The 19,838-nt window shown below is 60.8% G+C and carries 11 protein-coding genes, 1 tRNA gene and 1 pseudogene; 2 read left to right on the top strand and 11 right to left on the bottom strand.

From position 1 onward, the window contains the following. Positions 1–718 precede the first annotated feature (718 nt). Together ACIPHM_RS23770 and ACIPHM_RS23765 are read left to right on the top strand one after the other, a co-directional pair. Positions 719–2,773: a TonB-dependent receptor family protein gene (locus ACIPHM_RS23770; protein ID WP_400333905.1), complete on the top strand. Its 2,055-nt coding sequence runs from the start codon at positions 719–721 to the stop codon at positions 2,771–2,773. 446 nt (positions 2,774–3,219) lie between these two features. Then, positions 3,220–5,433: a TonB-dependent receptor family protein gene (locus ACIPHM_RS23765; protein ID WP_400333902.1), complete on the top strand. Its 2,214-nt coding sequence runs from the start codon at positions 3,220–3,222 to the stop codon at positions 5,431–5,433. 168 nt (positions 5,434–5,601) lie between these two features. Here ACIPHM_RS23765 and ACIPHM_RS23760 read toward each other — a convergent pair whose 3' ends face one another. The 11 genes and pseudogenes from ACIPHM_RS23760 to ACIPHM_RS23710 form a co-directional block, all read right to left on the bottom strand. Continuing rightward, on the bottom strand, positions 5,602–7,026 hold the full coding sequence (locus tag ACIPHM_RS23760) for a mannose-1-phosphate guanylyltransferase/mannose-6-phosphate isomerase (RefSeq protein WP_400333900.1): 1,425 nt from the start codon (positions 7,024–7,026) through the stop codon (positions 5,602–5,604). A gap of 247 nt (positions 7,027–7,273) precedes the next feature. After that, positions 7,274–11,485, bottom strand: a complete 4,212-nt coding sequence (gene rpoC, locus ACIPHM_RS23755; RefSeq protein ID WP_400333897.1) for a DNA-directed RNA polymerase subunit beta' — start codon at positions 11,483–11,485, stop codon at positions 7,274–7,276. A gap of 26 nt (positions 11,486–11,511) precedes the next feature. Then, entirely contained in the window at positions 11,512–15,618 is a 4,107-nt protein-coding gene (rpoB, locus tag ACIPHM_RS23750) for a DNA-directed RNA polymerase subunit beta (protein WP_400333894.1), read from the bottom strand. A 496-nt stretch (positions 15,619–16,114) separates the two neighbouring features. After that, on the bottom strand, positions 16,115–16,489 hold the full coding sequence (gene rplL / locus ACIPHM_RS23745) for a 50S ribosomal protein L7/L12 (RefSeq protein WP_400333891.1): 375 nt from the start codon (positions 16,487–16,489) through the stop codon (positions 16,115–16,117). 60 nt (positions 16,490–16,549) lie between these two features. Beyond that, on the bottom strand, positions 16,550–17,047 hold the full coding sequence (gene rplJ, locus ACIPHM_RS23740; RefSeq protein WP_010804162.1) for a 50S ribosomal protein L10: 498 nt from the start codon (positions 17,045–17,047) through the stop codon (positions 16,550–16,552). 323 nt (positions 17,048–17,370) lie between these two features. Further along, on the bottom strand, positions 17,371–18,066 hold the full coding sequence (gene rplA, locus ACIPHM_RS23735; protein ID WP_400333888.1) for a 50S ribosomal protein L1: 696 nt from the start codon (positions 18,064–18,066) through the stop codon (positions 17,371–17,373). Beyond that, a complete protein-coding gene (gene rplK, locus ACIPHM_RS23730; protein ID WP_010804164.1) occupies positions 18,066–18,497 on the bottom strand; it encodes a 50S ribosomal protein L11 in 432 nt (143 codons plus the stop codon). Before rplK ends, rplA begins: the two co-directional genes overlap by 1 nt. 144 nt (positions 18,498–18,641) lie before the next feature. Next, positions 18,642–19,199 carry a transcription termination/antitermination protein NusG gene (gene nusG / locus ACIPHM_RS23725; protein WP_400333884.1) on the bottom strand — a complete coding sequence of 186 codons (558 nt, stop codon included), beginning with the start codon at positions 19,197–19,199 and terminating at the stop codon, positions 18,642–18,644. A gap of 1 nt (position 19,200) precedes the next feature. Then, on the bottom strand, positions 19,201–19,581 hold the full coding sequence (secE, locus tag ACIPHM_RS23720) for a preprotein translocase subunit SecE (protein WP_400333881.1): 381 nt from the start codon (positions 19,579–19,581) through the stop codon (positions 19,201–19,203). A 22-nt stretch (positions 19,582–19,603) separates the two neighbouring features. After that, positions 19,604–19,679 (bottom strand) — tRNA-Trp (locus ACIPHM_RS23715). Positions 19,680–19,743: 64 nt separating this feature from the next. Further along, a pseudogene (locus tag ACIPHM_RS23710) lies at positions 19,744–19,838 on the bottom strand (elongation factor Tu); the annotation flags it as partial.

The raw sequence follows: 19,838 nt of genomic DNA, 5'->3' as shown, positions 1-19,838 counted from the left end.
AGCGCCGCCCCGCACGGGAAACGCGGGTGGCGTGTTTTGTCGGTCGATAACCGCTATTCTTGCGGCCGCCCGCGCCTCGGACAATCAATCGATTTTGGGCGATTGATAAGCAAAACTGGATAATCGGATGTCTCGAAGCGGCATGCCTGCACATGCCTCCTCATACGCCCCCTCGTACGGCCCCCGATGGGCGCCTTCGTCGCCTGAACACCCTGTCGCGCTTTGGGAACGCACTTTAAGTGTCATACGGCCGGCGACTTTCGGCTGGCCGTTGCGACAGACTCCGCTGCGCGCGCCGCCCAATTTCTCCGCGCTTCGCCGCACATCACGCGGCCTTTCCACCGCCATTTTCCTTCATCTCCGCAACGCCTTGTCTGCCTCGTCTCTGCGTCGAGCAACAGCGGCGAATTACCGACTGATATTCGCTAATGACCGAAATAAATGAGAGTGGTTTTTATTTACAATCCGCGCCGCTTCGTTCCGACGCAAAACAAATAGCGATCCGACCGCCGCTGCCGTGTGTTCTGCGTCAGCGGCCACGCTCGCCACACTCTCGCCGTTACCAAGGTCAGCCTAGATGAAGATATCTGCAAGTCGCCGTGCATTCGCGGCACCCGCCGCCCCCAGCACGGGTAGCGCCGCCGGAACCCACCGACGCCATCGCCTCGCCTCCCACGCGCGTCTGCCCCATGCCACTGCCTGTGCCGTGGCACTGTTGATGGCAACGCTGAGCACCTCACAGGCGCAACAGGTGCAGCAAGCGACGGCAACCGCCGAAGCCAAAGCCGAAGTGGAACTCGGCGCGGTCAATGTCTCGGGCGACTGGCTTGGCACCGGTCTCGACAACAGCGCAAAAACCTTCCCCGGCGCACGCACGGTCGTGAAGCAGGATCAGATCGAAGCCTCGGGCGCCACGAACATCGGCGATGTCATGCGCCGCATCCCCGGCGTGCAGTCGACGGACAACGCCGGCACGGGCGGCAGCGCCATCTCGCTGAACATCGGCGTACGCGGTCTCACCGGTCGTTACACCCCGCGCTCGACCGTGCTGCTCGACGGCATTCCGCTCGCTGTGGCGCCTTACGGCCAGCCGCAGTTGTCGTTCGCCCCGCTCAGCCTCTTCAACATCGAGAGCATCGACGTGGTGCGCAGCGGCGGCGCCGTGCGCTACGGCCCGCAGAACGTTGGCGGCGTAATCAGCTTCAAGACCCGCTCGATCCCGAATACGCCCGGCCTCACCGGGGACGCGACCGTGCGCCAGAACGTCTACACAGCCGGCGGGGGTACCAACACGCAATACGGTGCTTTCCTCGGCACGCAGATGGACAACGGCCTGGGTCTCGCATTGCTGTACTCGGGCATGGTCGGTCGCGACTGGCGTCGCGGCAGCGACGAGCGCGTGAACGACGTCGCATTGAAGTGGCGCTACGACATCACGCCGAGCCAGCAGGTCTACGGCAAGGTCTCGTACTACGACGTGAAGTCCAAAACGCCCGGCGGCCTGAGCGTCGCGCAATTCAAGGCCGATCCGTTCCAGAACACGCGTCCGAACGACTACTGGAGCGGCAACCGCACCGGTGTCGACTTCGGCTATCTGAATACGCTCTCCGAGACACAGGAATTCGAAGTCCGCACGTTCTACAACGAGAGCTATCGTCAGAGCACGCTGGTCAACCCGACCTTCACGTCGACAACGCACCAGCCACGCAACTATCAGACGTTCGGCTTCGAGCCGCGCTTCACGCAGCGGCTGTTCTCCGGGCCGATCACGCATGACGCCACGGTGGGCTATCGCTACGTTCACGAGCGCGGCGACGACAACCGATGGTCGACGGCGGCCGCGACGGGCATCAACTCGGCCACGCGCACGTTCAACAACTACACCAGCGCCAACGCGTTCTATATCGACGACCGCATGGCGTGGGGCAATTGGCGATTTACCCCGGGCGTGCGCTACGAAATCATTCAATCGCAGCGCCTCGACAACGCGACCCATGCGACCTTCCGGTCGAACAACAGCAAGGCGCTGCCGTCGGTCAATCTGTCGTACCTCGTCAACGATGCGTGGACGGTGTTTGCCGACTACAGCACGTCGTTCGGCCCGGTACAGAACACGCAATTGAACTCGATGTCGACGTCGAACCCGCTGCAACCGGAACTGGCGCGTACGTATGAGGTCGGCACGCGCTGGTCGGACAGGCGTTGGAAAGCCGAGCTCACGGCGTTCAGGATGCAGTTCGACAACCAGATTCAGCAGATTCCGGGCACGAATCCGGCCGTCTACCAGAACATCGGCGCAACGCACCACGAAGGCATCGAATCGGCGCTCGACTACACGTTCGATCGCGACAGCGCGCTGCGCGGCCTGAACGTGTACGCGAACTTCACTTACACGCGCGCGGTCCAGAAATCCGGTGCGACCGCTGGCCTCGACGTGCCGTTCTACTCACGCATTACCGACACGCTCGGCGCGCGTTACGCCGTCGGCCAGTGGACGCTCAACGTCTCGACCACCCACCAGAGCGCGCAGTACTCGGATCTGGCCAATACGGTGACCGAATCGGCGGATGGCAGCAACGGCAAAGTGCCGGGCTTCCGTCTGTGGAACGTGCAGGCGATGTACAAGATCCCGGGCTACAAGAAGGCCGACGTCACCCTCGGCCTGAACAACGTATTCGACAAACGCTTCTACACGCGTACCGTCGACGGCAATGCCGGCCGTTTGGTCGGTGCACCGCGCATGGTCTACGTTCAGGGGCACTTCGGGTTCTGATCGCGGAATTGTCGTGGGCCGGGCGCGATGCGCAATGGGGACCAGGTAACGGAGCGCGCCCGGCAGTCCCTCGATCCGCCCGACCGATACGGCATGCCTCACGATGAGTGTCGCACCGCCGCCACACCTTCAACCAACCGTTGAAGCGCATGCCATAGCACGCGATCTCACCGCTTCTTCCTGCTTTTCCCTCACATTGCGCGGCTTTCGCTCGCGAATCCGCGCCTTCTCCGAGTTCCTCCCCTCGCCTGACCTCGTGCCCGAAGCGGCGCGACTCATTACCGACTGCGATTCGCCGATACCCATTAAAAATGAGAGTGATTTGCATTTATAATCCGCGTCGCTTTATTACAGCGCATTACCCATAACGATCCGCCTGCCGCTGCCATCCGTTTGTGCCAGCGGTCACGCTCGCTACACACACGCAGTTACGAAGGTCAGCCAAGATGAAGATGTCTGCAAGTCGCCGCGCATGCGCGGCTGACGCCACCGCCAGCACGGTTGGCGTTACTCGCCTCGCGAATCTCCCTCGCATCCCCCGCCTCGCCTCCCACACCCGCTTGCCGCGCGCCACTGTCTGCGCCGCGGCACTGCTCATGGCGACGCTGGGCACGGCCCATGCGCAGCAAGCCGCAGCCTCGGCGGACGCCAAGGCCGAGGCCAAAGCCGACGTCGAACTCGGCGCGGTCAATGTCTCGGGCGACTGGCTCGGCACCGGTCTCGACAACAGCGCGAAGACCTTCCCGGGCGCGCGCACGGTCGTGAAGAAGGATCAGATCGAAGCCTCCGGCGCCGCGAGCATCGGCGACGTCCTGCGCCGTATCCCCGGCGTGCAGGCCACGGACAACTCCAGCACCGCCGGCAGCGCCATCTCGCTGAACTTCGGCGTGCGCGGTCTCACGGGCCGTTTCAGCCCGCGCTCGACCGTGCTGCTCGACGGCATTCCGCTGGCCGTGGCCCCTTACGGCCAGCCGCAGTTGTCGTTCGCCCCGGTCAGCCTCTTCAACATCGAGAGCATTGACGTGGTCCGCAGCGGCGGCGCCGTGCGTTACGGCCCGCAGAACGTCGGCGGCGTGATCAACTTCAAGACGCGTTCGATCCCGAGCACGCCGGGCCTCACTGGCGACGCGACCGTCCGCCAGAACATCTACACCGCCGGCGGCGGCACCAACACGCAATACGGCCTGTTCCTCGGCACGCAGATGGACAACGGTCTGGGCGTCGCGCTGCTGTACTCGGGCATGGTCGGTCGCGACTGGCGCAAGGGCAGCAACGAAAACGTGAACGACCTCGCGTTGAAGTGGCGCTACGACATCTCGCCGAGCCAGCAGGTCTACGGCAAGCTCTCGTACTACGACGCCAAGTCGATGACGCCGGGCGGCCTGACCGCCGCGCAATACAACGCCGATCCGTTCCAGAACACGCGTCCGAACGATTACTGGAGCGGCAACCGCACCGGTGTCGACTTCGGCTACCTGAACACGATCTCGGACACGCAGGAATTCGAGATCCGCACGTTCTTCAACGAGAGTTATCGTCAGAGCACGCTGACCAACCTGTCGGCGCTGCCGCTCGTGACTATGCACCAGCCGCGCAACTATCAGACGTTCGGCATCGAGCCGCGCTACACGCAGCGACTGTTCTTCGGGCCGACAGCGCATGACGTAACGGTCGGTTATCGCTTCGTGCGCGAACGCGGCGACGACAACACCTTCAACGTCAACGTTGCCAACGGCAACACGTCTGCAACCAGCACGTTCTACAACTACACCAGCGCGAACGCGTTCTATATCGACGACCGCATGGCGTGGGGCAACTGGCGATTCACGCCGGGCGTGCGCTACGAAATGATCGCGTCGCAACGGGTCGATAAGTCCTCGGGCAACACCTACCGCACGGACAACAACAAGCCGTTGCCGTCGGTGAACCTGTCGTATCTGGTGAACAGCGCGTGGACGATCTTCGCGGACTACAGCACGTCGTTCGGCCCGGTGCAGAACTTGCAGTTGAACTCGATGTCGGCGTCGAACCCGCTCCAGCCGGAAGTGGCCCGCACGTATGAAATCGGTACGCGCTGGACGGACAACCGCTGGAAGGCCGAGTTGACGGCGTTCAGGATGCGGTTCGACAACCAGATTCTTCAGGTGCCGAACGTCACCCCGATCACCTTCCAGAACATCGGGGCGACGAACCACGACGGTATCGAAACCGCGCTCGACTACACCTTCGATCGTGACAGCGTGCTGCGTGGCCTGAACCTCTACGCAAACTTCACGTACGTGCGCGCCATCCAGAAGTCGGGCACGACCGCCGGCCTCGACGTGCCGTTCTACTCGCGCTTCACCGACACGCTCGGCGCGCGTTACGCCATCGGCCAATGGACGTTCAACGTCTCGACCACGCACCAGAGCTCGCAGTACTCGGATCTGGCGAACACCGAAGCGCAATCGGCCGACGGCACCAACGGCAAAGTGCCGGGCTATCGCGTGTGGAACCTGCAAGCGATGTACAAGATCCCGTTCTACAAGAACGCCGATGTCACCGTGGGCCTGAACAACGTGTTCGACAAGCGCTTCTACACGCGCAACACCGACCAGAACGGCGGCATCATGGTCGGCTCGCCGCGCATGGTCTACGTTCAGGGGCACTTCGGGTTCTGATAGGGAATTTGCGAGGCGCAGGCGCGATGCTCTATGGATCGCGCCCGACTCACTTGCCTCATCCGGACTCATCCGGCTCGTCTGCACTGTATCGGCACCGGCTCACATTGCGTGAGCCGGTTTTTTTTGTCGACCGCGAGGCAACGCCAGCGGTGGATCGCCTGACGCCTACTTCGTGCGACCGTAGTCGTCCTGGAAACGAACGATATCGTCCTCGCCGAGATACGTGCCCGACTGCACTTCGATCAGCTCGAGCGGCACCTTGCCCGGATTCTCCAGCCGGTGCGTCGTACCAATCGGAATGTACGTCGATTGATTCTCGGTGAGCAGAATCGTGTTCTCGCCGTTGGTCACGCGCGCGGTGCCCGTCACCACCACCCAGTGCTCCGAGCGGTGGAAGTGCATCTGCAAACTGAGCGACGCCCCCGGCTTCACCACGATCTTCTTCACCTGGAAGCGATCGCCGACGCAAATGCCTTCGTAGTCGCCCCACGGACGGAAAACCCGCTGGTGGAACACCGACTCGCTGCGGCCCTCGGCGATGAGCGTCTCGACCACGCGCTTGACGTCCTGCACATGGTCCTTCGCCGTGACGAGCACCACGTCCGGCGTCTCGACGATCACAAGATTCTCGACACCGATCGCCGCAACCATGCGGCTCTCGCTGCGCACATAGCTGTTCTTGACGTTACGCGCGACGACATCGCCAAGCAGGCTGTTGCCGTTCTCATCGCGCGCGGCAATCTCCGCGACCGCCGACCACGAGCCGATGTCGTTCCATCCGAGACCGTCGGCATCCACCACGGCCGCGCGGCGCGCCTTCTCCATGACGGCGTAATCGATCGAGTCGGACGGACACGCCTCCAGGCTCGCCTGATCCAGACGGAAGAAGTCGATATCGACCGCTCCCTGCTCGACCGCAGCCTTCACCTGTTTCAGCATCTCCGGCGCGAGACGTTCGAGTTCGCCCAGATACGCCTTTGCCTTGAACAGGAACATGCCGCTGTTCCAATAGCAGTTGCCCGCCGCGATCAGCGCCGCCGCCGTGTCGGCGTCCGGCTTTTCCACGTACTGGTCGACATGGAAACCGCTCGGGCATACCTCGGTGACGGCCCCGCGGCGAATGTAGCCGTAGCCCGTATGCGGTGAGGTCGGGGGAATGCCGAACGTTACGAGGAAGCCGTCGTCGGCGAGGGTTCGGGCGGCGCGCACCGCCTCAAGGAATTTCTCCTCGTTCGCGATGGCGTGATCCGAGGGCAGCACCAACAGCGTGGCGTCAGCGTCGTCACGCAGCGCGATCAGCGCAGCGGCAGCCACCGCCGGCGCGGTATTGCGTGCGACCGGTTCGAGCACGATGGCGCTCGGCTTCGTATGGATGGCGCGCAACTGCTCGGCCACCAGGAAGCGCTGCTCATTGTTGGAGATGATCAACGGCGCAGCCGCACCATCGAGCGCACCGATCCGTTTCACTGTCTGTTGAAGCAGTGTGTCGGCACCGGCGAGCGCGAGATATTGTTTTGGATAGCTGGCTCGCGACAGGGGCCATAAACGTGTACCACTACCGCCGCACAGAATTACAGGAGTTATCGCCATATTCCGGATCGTAGAAGGTTGCGTCACACTGCTTCGAGGGAGTCCGAATTATATCGTCATTTCGAGCACTTAAAACGACATTACGATGACGTTCGTGGCAGTTGCAGAAATTCTGTCGGAAAAATGCCTACTATCGCGTTGCGTTACCGTCGCGCATAAAAAAACGGCACCCCGCAAAGGGTGCCGTTTTCATGACGACGTCGTTTCGGATCGGCAGCGCAGACTCTCGTCGGCGCCGCCTTGCCGATTACTCTGCCGTCGGCTCTTCCACCGAGGTGGGGATCGGGGCAAACGCCTCTTCCAGAGCGATCTGGTCGTGACGCTCGCGATCCGACGTCTCGCGGGCCTTGCGGGCCTTGTGATATGCCAGACCCGTACCCGCCGGGATCAGACGGCCGACGATGACGTTTTCCTTCAGGCCACGCAAGTCGTCCTTCTTGCCCATGATGGCGGCTTCGGTCAGCACGCGCGTCGTTTCCTGGAACGATGCCGCCGAGATGAACGAGTCCGTCGACAGCGACGCCTTCGTAATCCCCAGCAGCACGTTCTCGTACTGCGCCGGACGCTTGTCCGCGGCGTTCATGGCGTCGTTCTCGTAGAGCATATCCGAACGCTCGACCTGTTCGCCGATGATGAAGCGCGTATCGCCGTTGTCGGTGATCTGCACACGACGCAGCATCTGGCGAACGATCACCTCGATGTGCTTGTCGTTGATCTTCACACCCTGCAAACGGTACACGTCCTGAACTTCATCGACGATGTAGCGCGACAGCGCTTCGATACCCTGCAGACGCAGGATGTCGTGCGGGTCGGCCGGGCCGTCCACGATCATTTCGCCCTTGTTCACCACCTGACCGTCGTGCACCAGCACCTGCTTTTCCTTCGGAATCAGGAATTCGTGCTGGTTGCCGTCCAGATCGGTAATGACCAGACGCTGCTTGCCCTTCGTGTCCTTACCGAACGACGTGGTACCCGTGACTTCGGCCAGAATGCCGGCGTCCTTCGGTGCACGCGCTTCGAACAGTTCGGCCACACGCGGCAGACCCCCGGTAATGTCGCGGGTCTTCTGCGCTTCAGTCGGGATACGTGCGAGCACTTCGCCCACCGGGACTTGCTGACCGTCCTTGATGGTGATCAGTGCGCCCACCTGGAAGCCGATCGTCACAGCGTGATCGGTACCCGGGATCTTCACTTCCACACCATTCTCGTCGAGCAGCTTGACCTGCGGACGCACGTTCTTCGACGCCGGACCACGACGCTTCGGATCGATCACGACCAGCGTGGACAAACCCGTCACATCGTCGATCTGCTTGGCAACCGTGACACCTTCCTCGACGTTCTCGAACTTGGCGAAGCCGCCGTGTTCGGTAATGATCGGGCGCGTCAGCGGATCCCACGTACCCAGTTGGGCACCGGCCTTGACCTGTGCGCCGTCCAGTTGCAGCAGCGTGGCGCCATACGGCACCTTGTGACGCTCGCGCTCGCGGCCGTGATCGTCCGTGATCAGGATTTCACCCGAACGCGAAATCGCAACCTGCTCGCCGCGACCGTTGGTCACGTAACGCATGGTCGCCGTGAAGCGAACCGTACCGTTCGACTTGGCTTCGATCGACGAGGCCACTGCCGCACGCGATGCCGCACCACCGATGTGGAACGTACGCATCGTCAGCTGCGTGCCCGGCTCACCGATCGACTGTGCCGCGATCACGCCGACCGCTTCACCGACGTTTACGCGCGAACCACGGCCCAGATCGCGGCCATAGCAGGCGGCGCACAGACCGAAGCGCGTATCGCAGGTCAGCGGCGTGCGCACGCGCACTTCGTCGACACCCAGCGCCTCGATCATTTCGACCGCGTCTTCGTCCAGCAGCGTGCCGGCTTCATACACCGTCTCTTGCGTTTCCGGATTCACGACGTCCGAGACAGCCACGCGACCCAGGATACGGTCACGCAGGGCTTCGACCACTTCACCGCCCTCGACCAGCGCCTTCATCGCCACGCCGTTGCTCGTGCCGCAATCGTCTTCGACCACGACCAGATCCTGCGTCACGTCCACCAGACGACGCGTCAGGTAACCCGAGTTTGCCGTCTTCAGTGCCGTATCGGCCAGACCCTTACGTGCACCGTGGGTCGAGATGAAGTACTGCAAGACGTTCAGGCCTTCGCGGAAGTTCGCGGTAATCGGCGTCTCGATAATCGAGCCGTCCGGCTTGGCCATCAGGCCACGCATACCGGCGAGCTGGCGAATCTGGGCGCTCGAACCGCGAGCACCGGAGTCGGCCATCATGTAAATCGAGTTGAACGACTCCTGATCCACGGTGTTGCCGTCGCGATCAACCGTCTTTTCCTTCGAGAGCTGCTCCATCATCGCCTTACCCACGGCGTCACCGGTAGCACCCCAAATGTCCACGACGTTGTTGTAACGCTCTTGCGCCGTGACCAGACCCGACATGTACTGACGGTCGTATTCCTTGACCTTCTTCGACGCTTCGCCGATCAGCTCTTCCTTCTTCGTCGGCACGAGCATGTCGTCGACGCAGATCGAGATACCGGCACGCGTTGCCAGGCGGAAGCCCGACTGCATCAGCTTGTCGACGAAGATCACCGTCTCGCGCAGACCGCAGCGGCGGAACGCCGTGTTGATCAGCTTCGAGATTTCCTTCTTCTTGAGCGACTTGTTCAGCACCGAGAACGGCAGGCCCGGCGGCAGAATTTCCGACAGGATCGCGCGGCCGACAGTCGTCGGGTACAGCGTGATCTTCGGCGTCTTCTCGCCCGTTTCCGGATCGACCGTGTACTCCGTAATACGCACGTTCACACGCGAAGCCAGTTCGACTTCCTTGTTGTCGTACGCACGCAGCACTTCCGAGACGTCGATGAACGACAGGCCTTCGCCGCGGCCGTTGATCTTGTCGCGGGTCGCGTAGTACAGACCCAGCACGATATCCTGCGACGGCACGATCGACGGATCGCCGTTAGCCGGGAACAACACGTTGTTCGAGGCGAGCATCAGGGTACGCGCTTCCATCTGCGCTTCGAGCGACAGCGGCACGTGAACGGCCATCTGGTCACCGTCGAAGTCGGCGTTGAACGCCGCGCAAACCAGCGGGTGAAGCTGAATTGCCTTGCCTTCGATCAGCACCGGCTCGAACGCCTGAATACCCAGGCGGTGCAGCGTCGGTGCGCGGTTCAGCATGATCGGGTGTTCGCGGATCACATCTTCGAGGATGTCCCACACCACCGCCGTCTGGTTCTCGACTTCCTTCTTCGCGGCCTTGATGGTCGTGGCCACGCCCATCACTTCCAGCTTGTGGAAGATGAACGGCTTGAAGAGTTCGAGCGCCATCAGCTTCGGCAGACCGCACTGATGCAGCTTGAGCGTCGGGCCCACGGTAATCACCGAACGGCCCGAGTAGTCAACGCGCTTACCCAGCAAGTTCTGACGGAAACGACCGCTCTTGCCCTTGATCATGTCGGCCAGCGACTTGAGCGGACGCTTGTTCGCACCGGTCATCGCCTTGCCGCGACGGCCGTTGTCGAGCAGCGAGTCCACGGACTCCTGCAGCATGCGCTTTTCGTTGCGCACGATGATGTCCGGGGCCTTGAGCTCGAGCAGACGCTTCAGACGGTTGTTACGGTTGATGACGCGGCGATACAGATCGTTCAGGTCCGAGGTCGCGAAGCGGCCACCGTCGAGCGGCACCAGCGGGCGCAGTTCGGGCGGGAGCACCGGCAGCACTTCGAGCACCATCCACTCGGGCTTGATGCCCGAGCGCTGGAATGCCTCGAGCACCTTCAGGCGCTTGGCGTACTTCTTGATCTTCGCTTCCGAGCCCGTGGCTTGCAGCTCGGCGCGCAAATGCTCGACCTGCTGATCGATGTCGATCGAGCGCAGCAGCTCACGCACGCCTTCCGCGCCCATCTCGGCACGGAATTCGTCGCCGTATTCCTCGACCTTGTTGTAGTAATCCTCTTCCGTCATGATCTGGCAACGCTTGAGCGGCGTCATGCCAGGTTCGAGGACCACGTACGCTTCGAAGTACAGCACGCGTTCGATGTCGCGCAGCGTCATGTCGAGCACCATGCCCAGACGCGACGGGAGCGACTTCAGGAACCAGATGTGCGCAACCGGCGAGGCCAGTTCGATGTGGCCCATGCGCTCGCGGCGCACCTTCGCCAGCGTCACTTCGACGCCGCACTTCTCGCAGATCACGCCACGGTGCTTCAGGCGCTTGTACTTGCCGCAAAGGCATTCGTAGTCCTTGATCGGACCGAAGATCTTTGCGCAGAACAGACCGTCACGCTCGGGCTTGAAAGTCCGGTAGTTGATCGTCTCCGGCTTCTTCACTTCACCGAACGACCACGAGCGGATCTTGTCCGGCGAAGCCAGACCGATCTTGATCGCGTCGAACTGTTCGTCCTGCTGGACTTGCTTGAATAGATCGAGCAAAGCTTTCATTGCTTTCTCCTGTTGCCTGAACGCGATTAACCGCGCTCCAGGTCGATATCGATACCGAGCGAACGGATTTCCTTGACCAGCACGTTGAACGACTCCGGCATACCGGCATCGATCACGTGATCGCCCTTGACGAGGTTCTCGTACACCTTCGTACGACCCGTCACGTCATCCGACTTCACCGTCAGCATTTCCTGCAGCACGTACGACGCGCCGTAGGCTTCCAGTGCCCACACTTCCATTTCACCGAAGCGCTGACCACCGAACTGAGCCTTACCGCCCAACGGCTGTTGCGTCACCAGCGAGTACGGACCGGTCGAACGGGCGTGCATCTTGTCGTCGACCAGGTGGTGCAGCTTGAGCATGTGCATGAAACCGCACGTGACCGTACGCTCGAATGCTTCACCCGTGCGGCCGTCGAACAGCGTGACCTGGTTCTTCGACGGGGTCATGCCGAGTTCCTTCGCGATGTGATCCGGGAACGCCAGATCCAGCATGCGACGGATTTCCTCTTCATGCGCACCATCGAACACCGGCGTCGCGAACGGCACACCGTTCTGCAGGTTGCGTGCCAGCGACATGATTTCGTCGTCCGACAGGCTGTCGATATCTTCTTGCTGACCGCTCTCGTTGTAGATCTTCGTCAGGAACTTGCGAACTTCCTGGACCTTGGTGTGCGCTTGCAGCATTTCGCCGATACGCCAGCCCAGACCCTTCGCTGCCCAGCCGAGGTGCGATTCGAGAATCTGACCCACGTTCATCCGCGACGGCACGCCGAGCGGGTTGAGCACGATGTCTGCCGGACGGCCATCGGCCATGTACGGCATATCCTCGATCGGCACGATCTTCGAGACCACACCCTTGTTACCGTGACGGCCGGCCATCTTGTCGCCAGGCTGCAGACGACGCTTGACCGCCAGATACACCTTGACCATCTTCAGCACGCCCGGCGGCAGTTCGTCGCCCTGCGTGAGCTTCTTGCGCTTCTCTTCGAAGGCGAGATCGAACTGGTGACGCTTCTGCTCGATCGATTCCTTGATCTGCTCGAGCTGTTGCGCACCTTCGTCTTCTGCCAGACGAATGTCGAACCAGTGGTAGCGATCCAGATCGGCCAGGTATTCCTTGGTGATCTTGGTGCCCTTGGCGAGCTTCTTCGGGCCGCCATTGGCGGTCTTGCCCACCAGGAAACGCTCCAGACGCTGGAATGCGTCGCCTTCCACGATACGCAGCTGGTCGTTCAGGTCCAGGCGGTAGCCCTTCAGTTCATCGTCGATGATCTGCTGAGCACGCTTGTCGCGCTGAATGCCTTCACGCGTGAACACCTGCACGTCGATGACGGTGCCGCTCATGCCCGACGGCACGCGCAGCGAGGTGTCCTTCACGTCCGAAGCCTTCTCGCCGAAAATCGCGCGCAGCAGCTTCTCTTCCGGCGTGAGCTGGGTTTCGCCCTTCGGCGTGACCTTGCCCACCAGCACGTCGCCCGCTTCGACTTCGGCACCGATGTACACGATGCCCGACTCGTCCAGACGGCTCAGTTGCACTTCCGCCAGGTTCGAGATGTCGCGCGTGATTTCTTCCGGTCCGAGCTTCGTGTCGCGAGCGACAACGTTCAGCTCTTCGATGTGGATCGACGTGTAACGGTCTTCCGCAACGACACGCTCCGAGATCAGGATCGAATCCTCGAAGTTGTAGCCGTTCCACGGCATGAACGCGATCAGCATGTTCTGACCCAGCGCCAGCTCACCCAGATCGGTCGACGCGCCGTCGGCGATCACATCGCCGCGCGCCACCTTGTCGCCCACTTCCACGATCGGGCGCTGGTTGATGTTGGTGTTCTGGTTCGAACGCGTGTACTTGATCAGGTTGTAGATGTCGACGCCGACTTCACCGGCCACGGCTTCGTCGTCGTTCACGCGAATCACCACGCGGCCTGCGTCGACATAGTCGACCACACCACCACGGAACGCCTGCACGGTCGTACCCGAGTCAACGGCCACCGTACGTTCGATACCCGTACCGACAACCGCCTTTTCCGGACGCAGGCAAGGCACGGCCTGGCGCTGCATGTTCGAGCCCATCAATGCGCGGTTCGCGTCATCGTGTTCAAGGAACGGAATCAGCGAGGCAGCGACCGAGACGATCTGCGACGGCGCCACGTCCATGTACTGGATGCGGTCCGGCGTGACCATCAGCGTTTCACCGGCTTCACGCGACGACACGAGTTCGTCGGTGAGTTCGCCGTTGGCGCCGATCGACGCGTTCGCCTGAGCGATCACGTAACGACCTTCTTCAATGGCCGACAGGTAGTCGATCTGGTCGGTGACCTTGCCGTCTTCCACCTTGCGATACGGCGTCTCGAGGAAGCCGTACTCGTTCAGGCGGGCGTACAGTGCCAGCGAGTTGATCAGACCAATGTTCGGACCTTCCGGCGTTTCGATCGGGCACACGCGGCCGTAGTGGGTCGGGTGCACGTCGCGCACTTCGAAGCCTGCGCGTTCGCGCGTCAGACCGCCCGGGCCCAGTGCGGAAACACGACGCTTGTGCGTGATTTCCGACAGCGGGTTGGTCTGGTCCATGAACTGCGACAGCTGCGACGAACCGAAGAACTCGCGAATGGCCGACGAAATCGGCTTGCTGTTGATCAGGTCGTGCGGCATCAGGTTTTCCGACTCGGCCTGACCCAGACGTTCCTTCACAGCGCGCTCGACACGCACGAGACCGGCGCGGAACTGGTTCTCGGCCAGTTCGCCGACGCAACGCACACGACGGTTACCCAAGTGGTCGATGTCATCGACTTCGCCGCGGCCGTTACGCAGATCCACGAGGATCTTGATGGTCGCGAGAATGTCGTCGTCTTCCAGCGTCATCGGTCCGAGCACTTCGTCACGGCCGACACGGCGGTTGAACTTCATACGACCCACCTTCGACAGGTCGTACGCTTCTTCGCTGTAGAACAGACGGTTGAACAGGGCCTCGACCGCATCTTCGGTCGGCGGCTCTCCCGGACGCATCATGCGGTAGATCGCGATACGCGCAGCCGTCTGGTCAACGGTTTCGTCGATACGCAACGTGGCCGAAATGTACGAGCCCTGGTCCAGATCGTTCGTGTACAGCGTCTGAATGTCAGACACGCCGGATTCGCGCAGCTTGAGCAGCACGCTTTCGGTGATTTCGTCGTTGGCGTTAGCGATCACTTCGCCCGTATCGCCATCGATCACGTTCTTCGCGAGCACGCGGCCGAGCAGGTAGTCTTCCGGCACCGAGATGAACTTGGTGTTGGCGTTCTCCAGATCGCGGATGTGCTTGGCGTTGACGCGCTTGTCCTTCTGGACAATGACCTTGCCTTCGCGATCCGTGATGTCGAAACGCGCCACTTCACCACGCAGGCGCTCCGGCACGAACTCCATCTGCGCGCCTTCCGGCATCAGCTTGAAGTTGTCGAACACGAAGAAGTTCGCGAGGATCTGTTCCGGCGTCAGGCCAATGGCCTTGAGCAGGATCGTGACCGGCATCTTGCGACGGCGGTCGACGCGGAAGTACAGAATGTCCTTCGGGTCGAATTCGAAGTCCAGCCACGAACCGCGGTAGGGAATGATACGCGCGGAGAACAGCAGTTTGCCCGAGCTGTGCGTCTTGCCCTTGTCGTGTTCGAAGAACACGCCCGGCGAGCGGTGCAGCTGCGAGACGATGACACGTTCCGTGCCATTGATGACGAAGGAACCCGTCGAGGTCATGAGCGGAATTTCGCCCATGTACACTTCCTGTTCCTTGACTTCCTTGACTACCGGCTTGTTCGGCGATTCCTTGTCGAGAATCACCAGACGAACCTTGGCGCGCAGGGCCGAGCAGAAGGTCAGGCCGCGCTGTTGACATTCCTTGACATCGAACGCGGGCGTGCCGAGCAGATAGCTGACAAACTCCAGGCGTGCGAACCCGTTGTGAGAAACGATCGGGAAAATGGAGGAGAAGGCTGCTTGCAGACCCTCCGGCTTCCGCTCCGATGCAAGCGCATCGGCTTGCAAGAACGATGTGTACGAGGCGAGCTGGGTGGCCAGCAAAAACGGCACCTTGTGCACGGTCGGACGCTTCGCAAAACTCTTGCGAATGCGTTTCTTCTCGGTGAAGGAATAGTGCATTACGATCTCCGAATCACTACGCTGACGACGACGGCAGGCATCGCCAACGGGTGTTCATCGACTGAGACCAGACGTCCCCCACGGCGGGCTTGCCGCGGAGCAACGAGCTTGGTGGTTGGCCGCTACCAACCGCTGGCTGACGGCGACGGATGCCTGTGTTGCCCGTCGCCCGACCAAACTTGCCTTCTGCAGTCGCTTCAGAAGACAAAGAGAAAACCGTCACGGGCATCTGCCGTCGCGATTTTTTCTTTGGCCTCTCGAATACTTCTTCTCTGCGGCGCGCCGGCCGCTTTCGCCCGACTGCCACTGATGGAACACGCGTATGAAACAACGTGTGCTACTCAGGGCACGGCGAAATCACCTCGATTTCAAGGACTTGGCGTCGATTCACGCCCACTTTCGAATTTGGAATCCCGATTACGGGATTTGCATCTCCTGAAAGCACAAAAAGGCTGACGACATTTCGTCGCCAGCCTTCCCTACGCGCAGAGCCGAATTACTTGATTTCGGCCTTGGCGCCGGCGTCTTCCAGCTTCTTCTTGATCGCTTCAGCTTCAGCCTTCGGAGTCGCTTCCTTCAAGGTCTTCGGCGCGCCGTCGACCACGTCCTTCGCTTCCTTCAGGCCCAGGCCGGTGACTTCACGCACTACCTTGATGACGGAGACCTTGTTGGCGCCGACGTCCGTCAGCACAATGTCGAATTCCGTCTTCTCTTCAACGGCAGCAGCACCGCCAGCAGCCGGAGCACCTGCCACTGCCAGAGCAGCAGCCGACACGCCGAACTTTTCTTCGAACGCCTTGACCAGGTCGTTCAGTTCCATAACCGACATCGCGCCTACGGCTTCGATGATTTCGTCTTTCGTGATTGCCATTTGTAAAACTCCTAGATTGTGTTCGGACCGAAGTCAGCGATCGTGTAACCGGGGAGAGACTTAAGCAGCTTCCGCTTGCTTCTTCTCTGCCACGGCAGCCAGGACGCGAGCAAAGCCGGAAACCGGCGCTTGCATGACACCCAGCAACTTCGCGAGCAGTTCGTCGCGGCTCGGGATCGAGGCCAGCGCTTGCACGCCTGCCTTGTCCATCACCTTGCCGTCGTACGAGCCGGCCTTCAAGATCAACTTGTCGTTGCCCTTCGAAAAGTCGTTCAAGACTTTCGCAGCGGCTACGGGATCCGTCGAGATACCGTAGATCAGAGGACCGGTCATCTGCTCAGCCAGGTCAGCAAACGGGGTGTTTTCCACCGCGCGGCGTGCCAGCGTGTTCTTGAGAACGCGCAGGTAGACGCCTTGCTGACGCGCATTGGCGCGAAGCTTCGTCAGATCGCCAACCGTGATTCCGCGATATTCAGCCACAACGATGGTCGAAGCGCCGGCGACTTGCGCCGATACTTCTGCCACGACGGCTTTCTTATCATCAAGATTAAGTGCCACGGTTAACCTCCAAAATTGACATCACCTCATGGTGATGCCGTTCCACTAACGGCTTACCGACATGTCTGGAGTTTCAACCCTCGCGCCCGGTTGCCCGCGTGCGACGGTATGACTGCATAACTTGTTCGGGTTCGCCATCTGCGTTGGCTGGCGTATTAAGGGAGTGTCAGTGAAAGCCCATTCCCGCCAACGGTCTTTGATAACCGGAAGCGACTTCCGAAGAACTCGCTTCCGCCCAAAGTCTTTTGCTACAGGCTGTCGATCTCAAGGATCTCAGCCACCGCAGGGGACGCCATCACCCTGCGATTGCGATACTGTCTCGCTTAGGCAGCCAGGCTAGCCTGGTCCACACGCACGCCAACGCCCATCGTGCTCGACAGGGCGATCTTGCGCAGGTAGACACCCTTGCTCGAAGCCGGCTTCGACTTCGTCAGGGCTTCCAGCAGAGCCGAAAGGTTCTTCTGCAGTGCTGCCGGTTCGAACGAAGCGCGACCGATCGTGGCGTGGATGATACCGGCCTTGTCGACGCGGAATTGCACCTGACCGGCCTTGGCGTTCTTCACTGCCGTAGCAACGTCCGGGGTCACCGTGCCAACCTTCGGGTTCGGCATCAGGCCACGCGGGCCGAGAATCTGACCCAGCGTACCGACGATACGCATCGTATCCGGCGAAGCGATCACGATATCGAAGTCCATGTTGCCGGCCTTGATCTGCTCGGCCAGGTCTTCCATACCGACGATTTCTGCGCCAGCTGCCTTGGCTTGCTCAGCCTTTTCGCCTTGGGCGAAAACGGCAACGCGAACCGACTTACCGGTACCTGCCGGCAGCACGACCGAACCACGAACCACTTGGTCCGACTTCTTCGCATCCACGCCCAATTGAACGGCGACGTCGATCGACTCGTCGAACTTGGCGCTTGCGCATTCCTTGACCAGGGCCAGAGCGTCGCCGACCGGGTACAGCTTGTTGCGGTCGACCTTGGCGGCCAGTGCTTGTTGACGCTTCGAGATCTTAGCCATTACAGACCCTCCACCGTGATGCCCATCGAACGTGCGCTGCCAGCGATGGTGCGAACCGCTGCGTCCAGATCGGAGGCGGTAAGGTCAGGCATCTTGGTCTTCGCGATTTCTTCCGCTTGTGCGCGGGTGATCTTGCCCACCTTGTCGGTGTGCGGCTTGCTCGAACCCTTTTGCAGGTTGGCAGCCTTCTTGATCAGCACCGTTGCCGGCGGGGTCTTCAGGACGAACGTGAAGCTCTTGTCCGCGAAAGCGGTGATCACCACCGGAATCGGCAGACCCGGTTCGAGGCTCTGCGTTTGCGCGTTGAACGCTTTGCAGAACTCCATGATGTTCAGGCCACGCTGACCCAGGGCCGGGCCCACGGGGGGCGACGGATTGGCTTTACCTGCAGGAATCTGCAGCTTGATAAAGCCGATGATTTTCTTTGCCATGGTTTACTCCGGAACGAATATGTGGCGCATATTCGGGGTTGAGTCATAGCGCGCTTTCACCGGAAAACCAGTTACTGACGCTCCTCGGCGACGGCTGTCACCAACGCAAAAACGCGCCGGACGTCGCGCCGGCGCATTTTATTCTTAGACCTTTTCGACTTGTCCGAACTCCAGTTCTACCGGAGTTGCCCGCCCAAAGATGGTGACGGATACACGGAGGCGAGATTTTTCATAGTTCACTTCTTCGACGGTGCCATTGAAGTCCGTGAAAGGACCTTCCTTGACCCGAACCAGCTCGCCCACCTCGAACAACGTCTTGGGACGCGGCTTTTCGACCCCATCCCTGATTTGCGACATGATCTTGTCGACTTCAGCCTGACGGATCGGAATCGGACGAGTGCCCGTACCGCCGACAAAGCCCGTAACCTTGGGAGTGTTCTTCACCAAGTGCCACGATTCATCCGTCATTTCCATCTCACACAGCACATAGCCGGGGAAGAAACGACGTTCGGTGACCGCTTTATGGCCACCCTTTGTTTCAACAACTTCTTCAGTCGGAACGAGAATCGTACCGAAGTAATCCTGCATGCCATCACGCACAATGCGCTCTTGCAGCGCCTTGGCTACGCTCTTTTCCATGCCGGAATAGGCATGAACGACGTACCAGCGCTTCTTACTCGGTGCAGCCCCGGTATCAGACATATCACTTCCAGCCAAGAATCAAAGAGAATACCGCCCACTCGATCGTCTTGTCGCTGATCCACAGATACAGCGCCATGATGATGACGAACGCGAAGACAATCGCGGTCGTTTGGGCGGCCTCTTTACGGGTCGGCCAAACGACCTTACCCACTTCCCGATACGCATCCTTGGCAAAGGCCATAAAGCCTTTACCCGTTTGCGATGCCAATGCAACACCTGCGGCGATGGCCAGAACGACGACAATGGCAGCAACGCGCACATACAGTGCTTGTTGCTCCAAGGCGTAGAACGCCACGACGCCAGCAATCACAAGCAGCCCGGCCAGAGCCAGCAGCAGCTTGTCGCCAGTCGTACGTACAGTTTCTACGGGAGAATTCGCCATTTCCAGCTTGCACACAGTTGTTTGGCAGGGGCAGAGGGAATCGAACCCCCAACCTTCGGTTTTGGAGACCGACGCTCTGCCAGTTGAGCTATACCCCTAAAACAGCAGAGGAGTCAGCTGCCAAAAGCTGACTCCGTAAGCGCGGACCGTTAAGGTACCGGCTTAGTCTTCGATCTTCGACACCACGCCGGCGCCGACGGTACGGCCACCTTCGCGGATTGCGAAGCGCAGACCTTCTTCCATGGCGATCGGCTGAA

Origin of the sequence: Pandoraea sp. NPDC087047, from assembly GCF_044745225.1 — a bacterium.
Classification (GTDB): Bacteria; Pseudomonadota; Gammaproteobacteria; order Burkholderiales; family Burkholderiaceae; genus Pandoraea.
Note: the sequence above shows the minus strand (reverse complement) of the source record. Positions and strands in the feature narration are given on the sequence as shown.

What these genes read in the sequence shown, in the direction of transcription:
- ACIPHM_RS23770 (WP_400333905.1), top strand. Translation starts at nt 719, where the DNA reads ATGGCAACGCTGAGCACCTCACAGGCGCAACAGGTGCAGCAAGCGACG.
- ACIPHM_RS23765 (WP_400333902.1), top strand. Translation starts at nt 3,220, where the DNA reads ATGAAGATGTCTGCAAGTCGCCGCGCATGCGCGGCTGACGCCACCGCC.
- ACIPHM_RS23760 (WP_400333900.1), bottom strand. Translation starts at nt 7,026, where the DNA reads ATGGCGATAACTCCTGTAATTCTGTGCGGCGGTAGTGGTACACGTTTA.
- rpoC (WP_400333897.1), bottom strand. Translation starts at nt 11,485, where the DNA reads ATGAAAGCTTTGCTCGATCTATTCAAGCAAGTCCAGCAGGACGAACAG.
- rpoB (WP_400333894.1), bottom strand. Translation starts at nt 15,618, where the DNA reads ATGCACTATTCCTTCACCGAGAAGAAACGCATTCGCAAGAGTTTTGCG.
- rplL (WP_400333891.1), bottom strand. Translation starts at nt 16,489, where the DNA reads ATGGCAATCACGAAAGACGAAATCATCGAAGCCGTAGGCGCGATGTCG.
- rplA (WP_400333888.1), bottom strand. Translation starts at nt 18,066, where the DNA reads ATGGCTAAGATCTCGAAGCGTCAACAAGCACTGGCCGCCAAGGTCGAC.
- rplK (WP_010804164.1), bottom strand. Translation starts at nt 18,497, where the DNA reads ATGGCAAAGAAAATCATCGGCTTTATCAAGCTGCAGATTCCTGCAGGT.
- nusG (WP_400333884.1), bottom strand. Translation starts at nt 19,199, where the DNA reads ATGTCTGATACCGGGGCTGCACCGAGTAAGAAGCGCTGGTACGTCGTT.
- secE (WP_400333881.1), bottom strand. Translation starts at nt 19,581, where the DNA reads ATGGCGAATTCTCCCGTAGAAACTGTACGTACGACTGGCGACAAGCTG.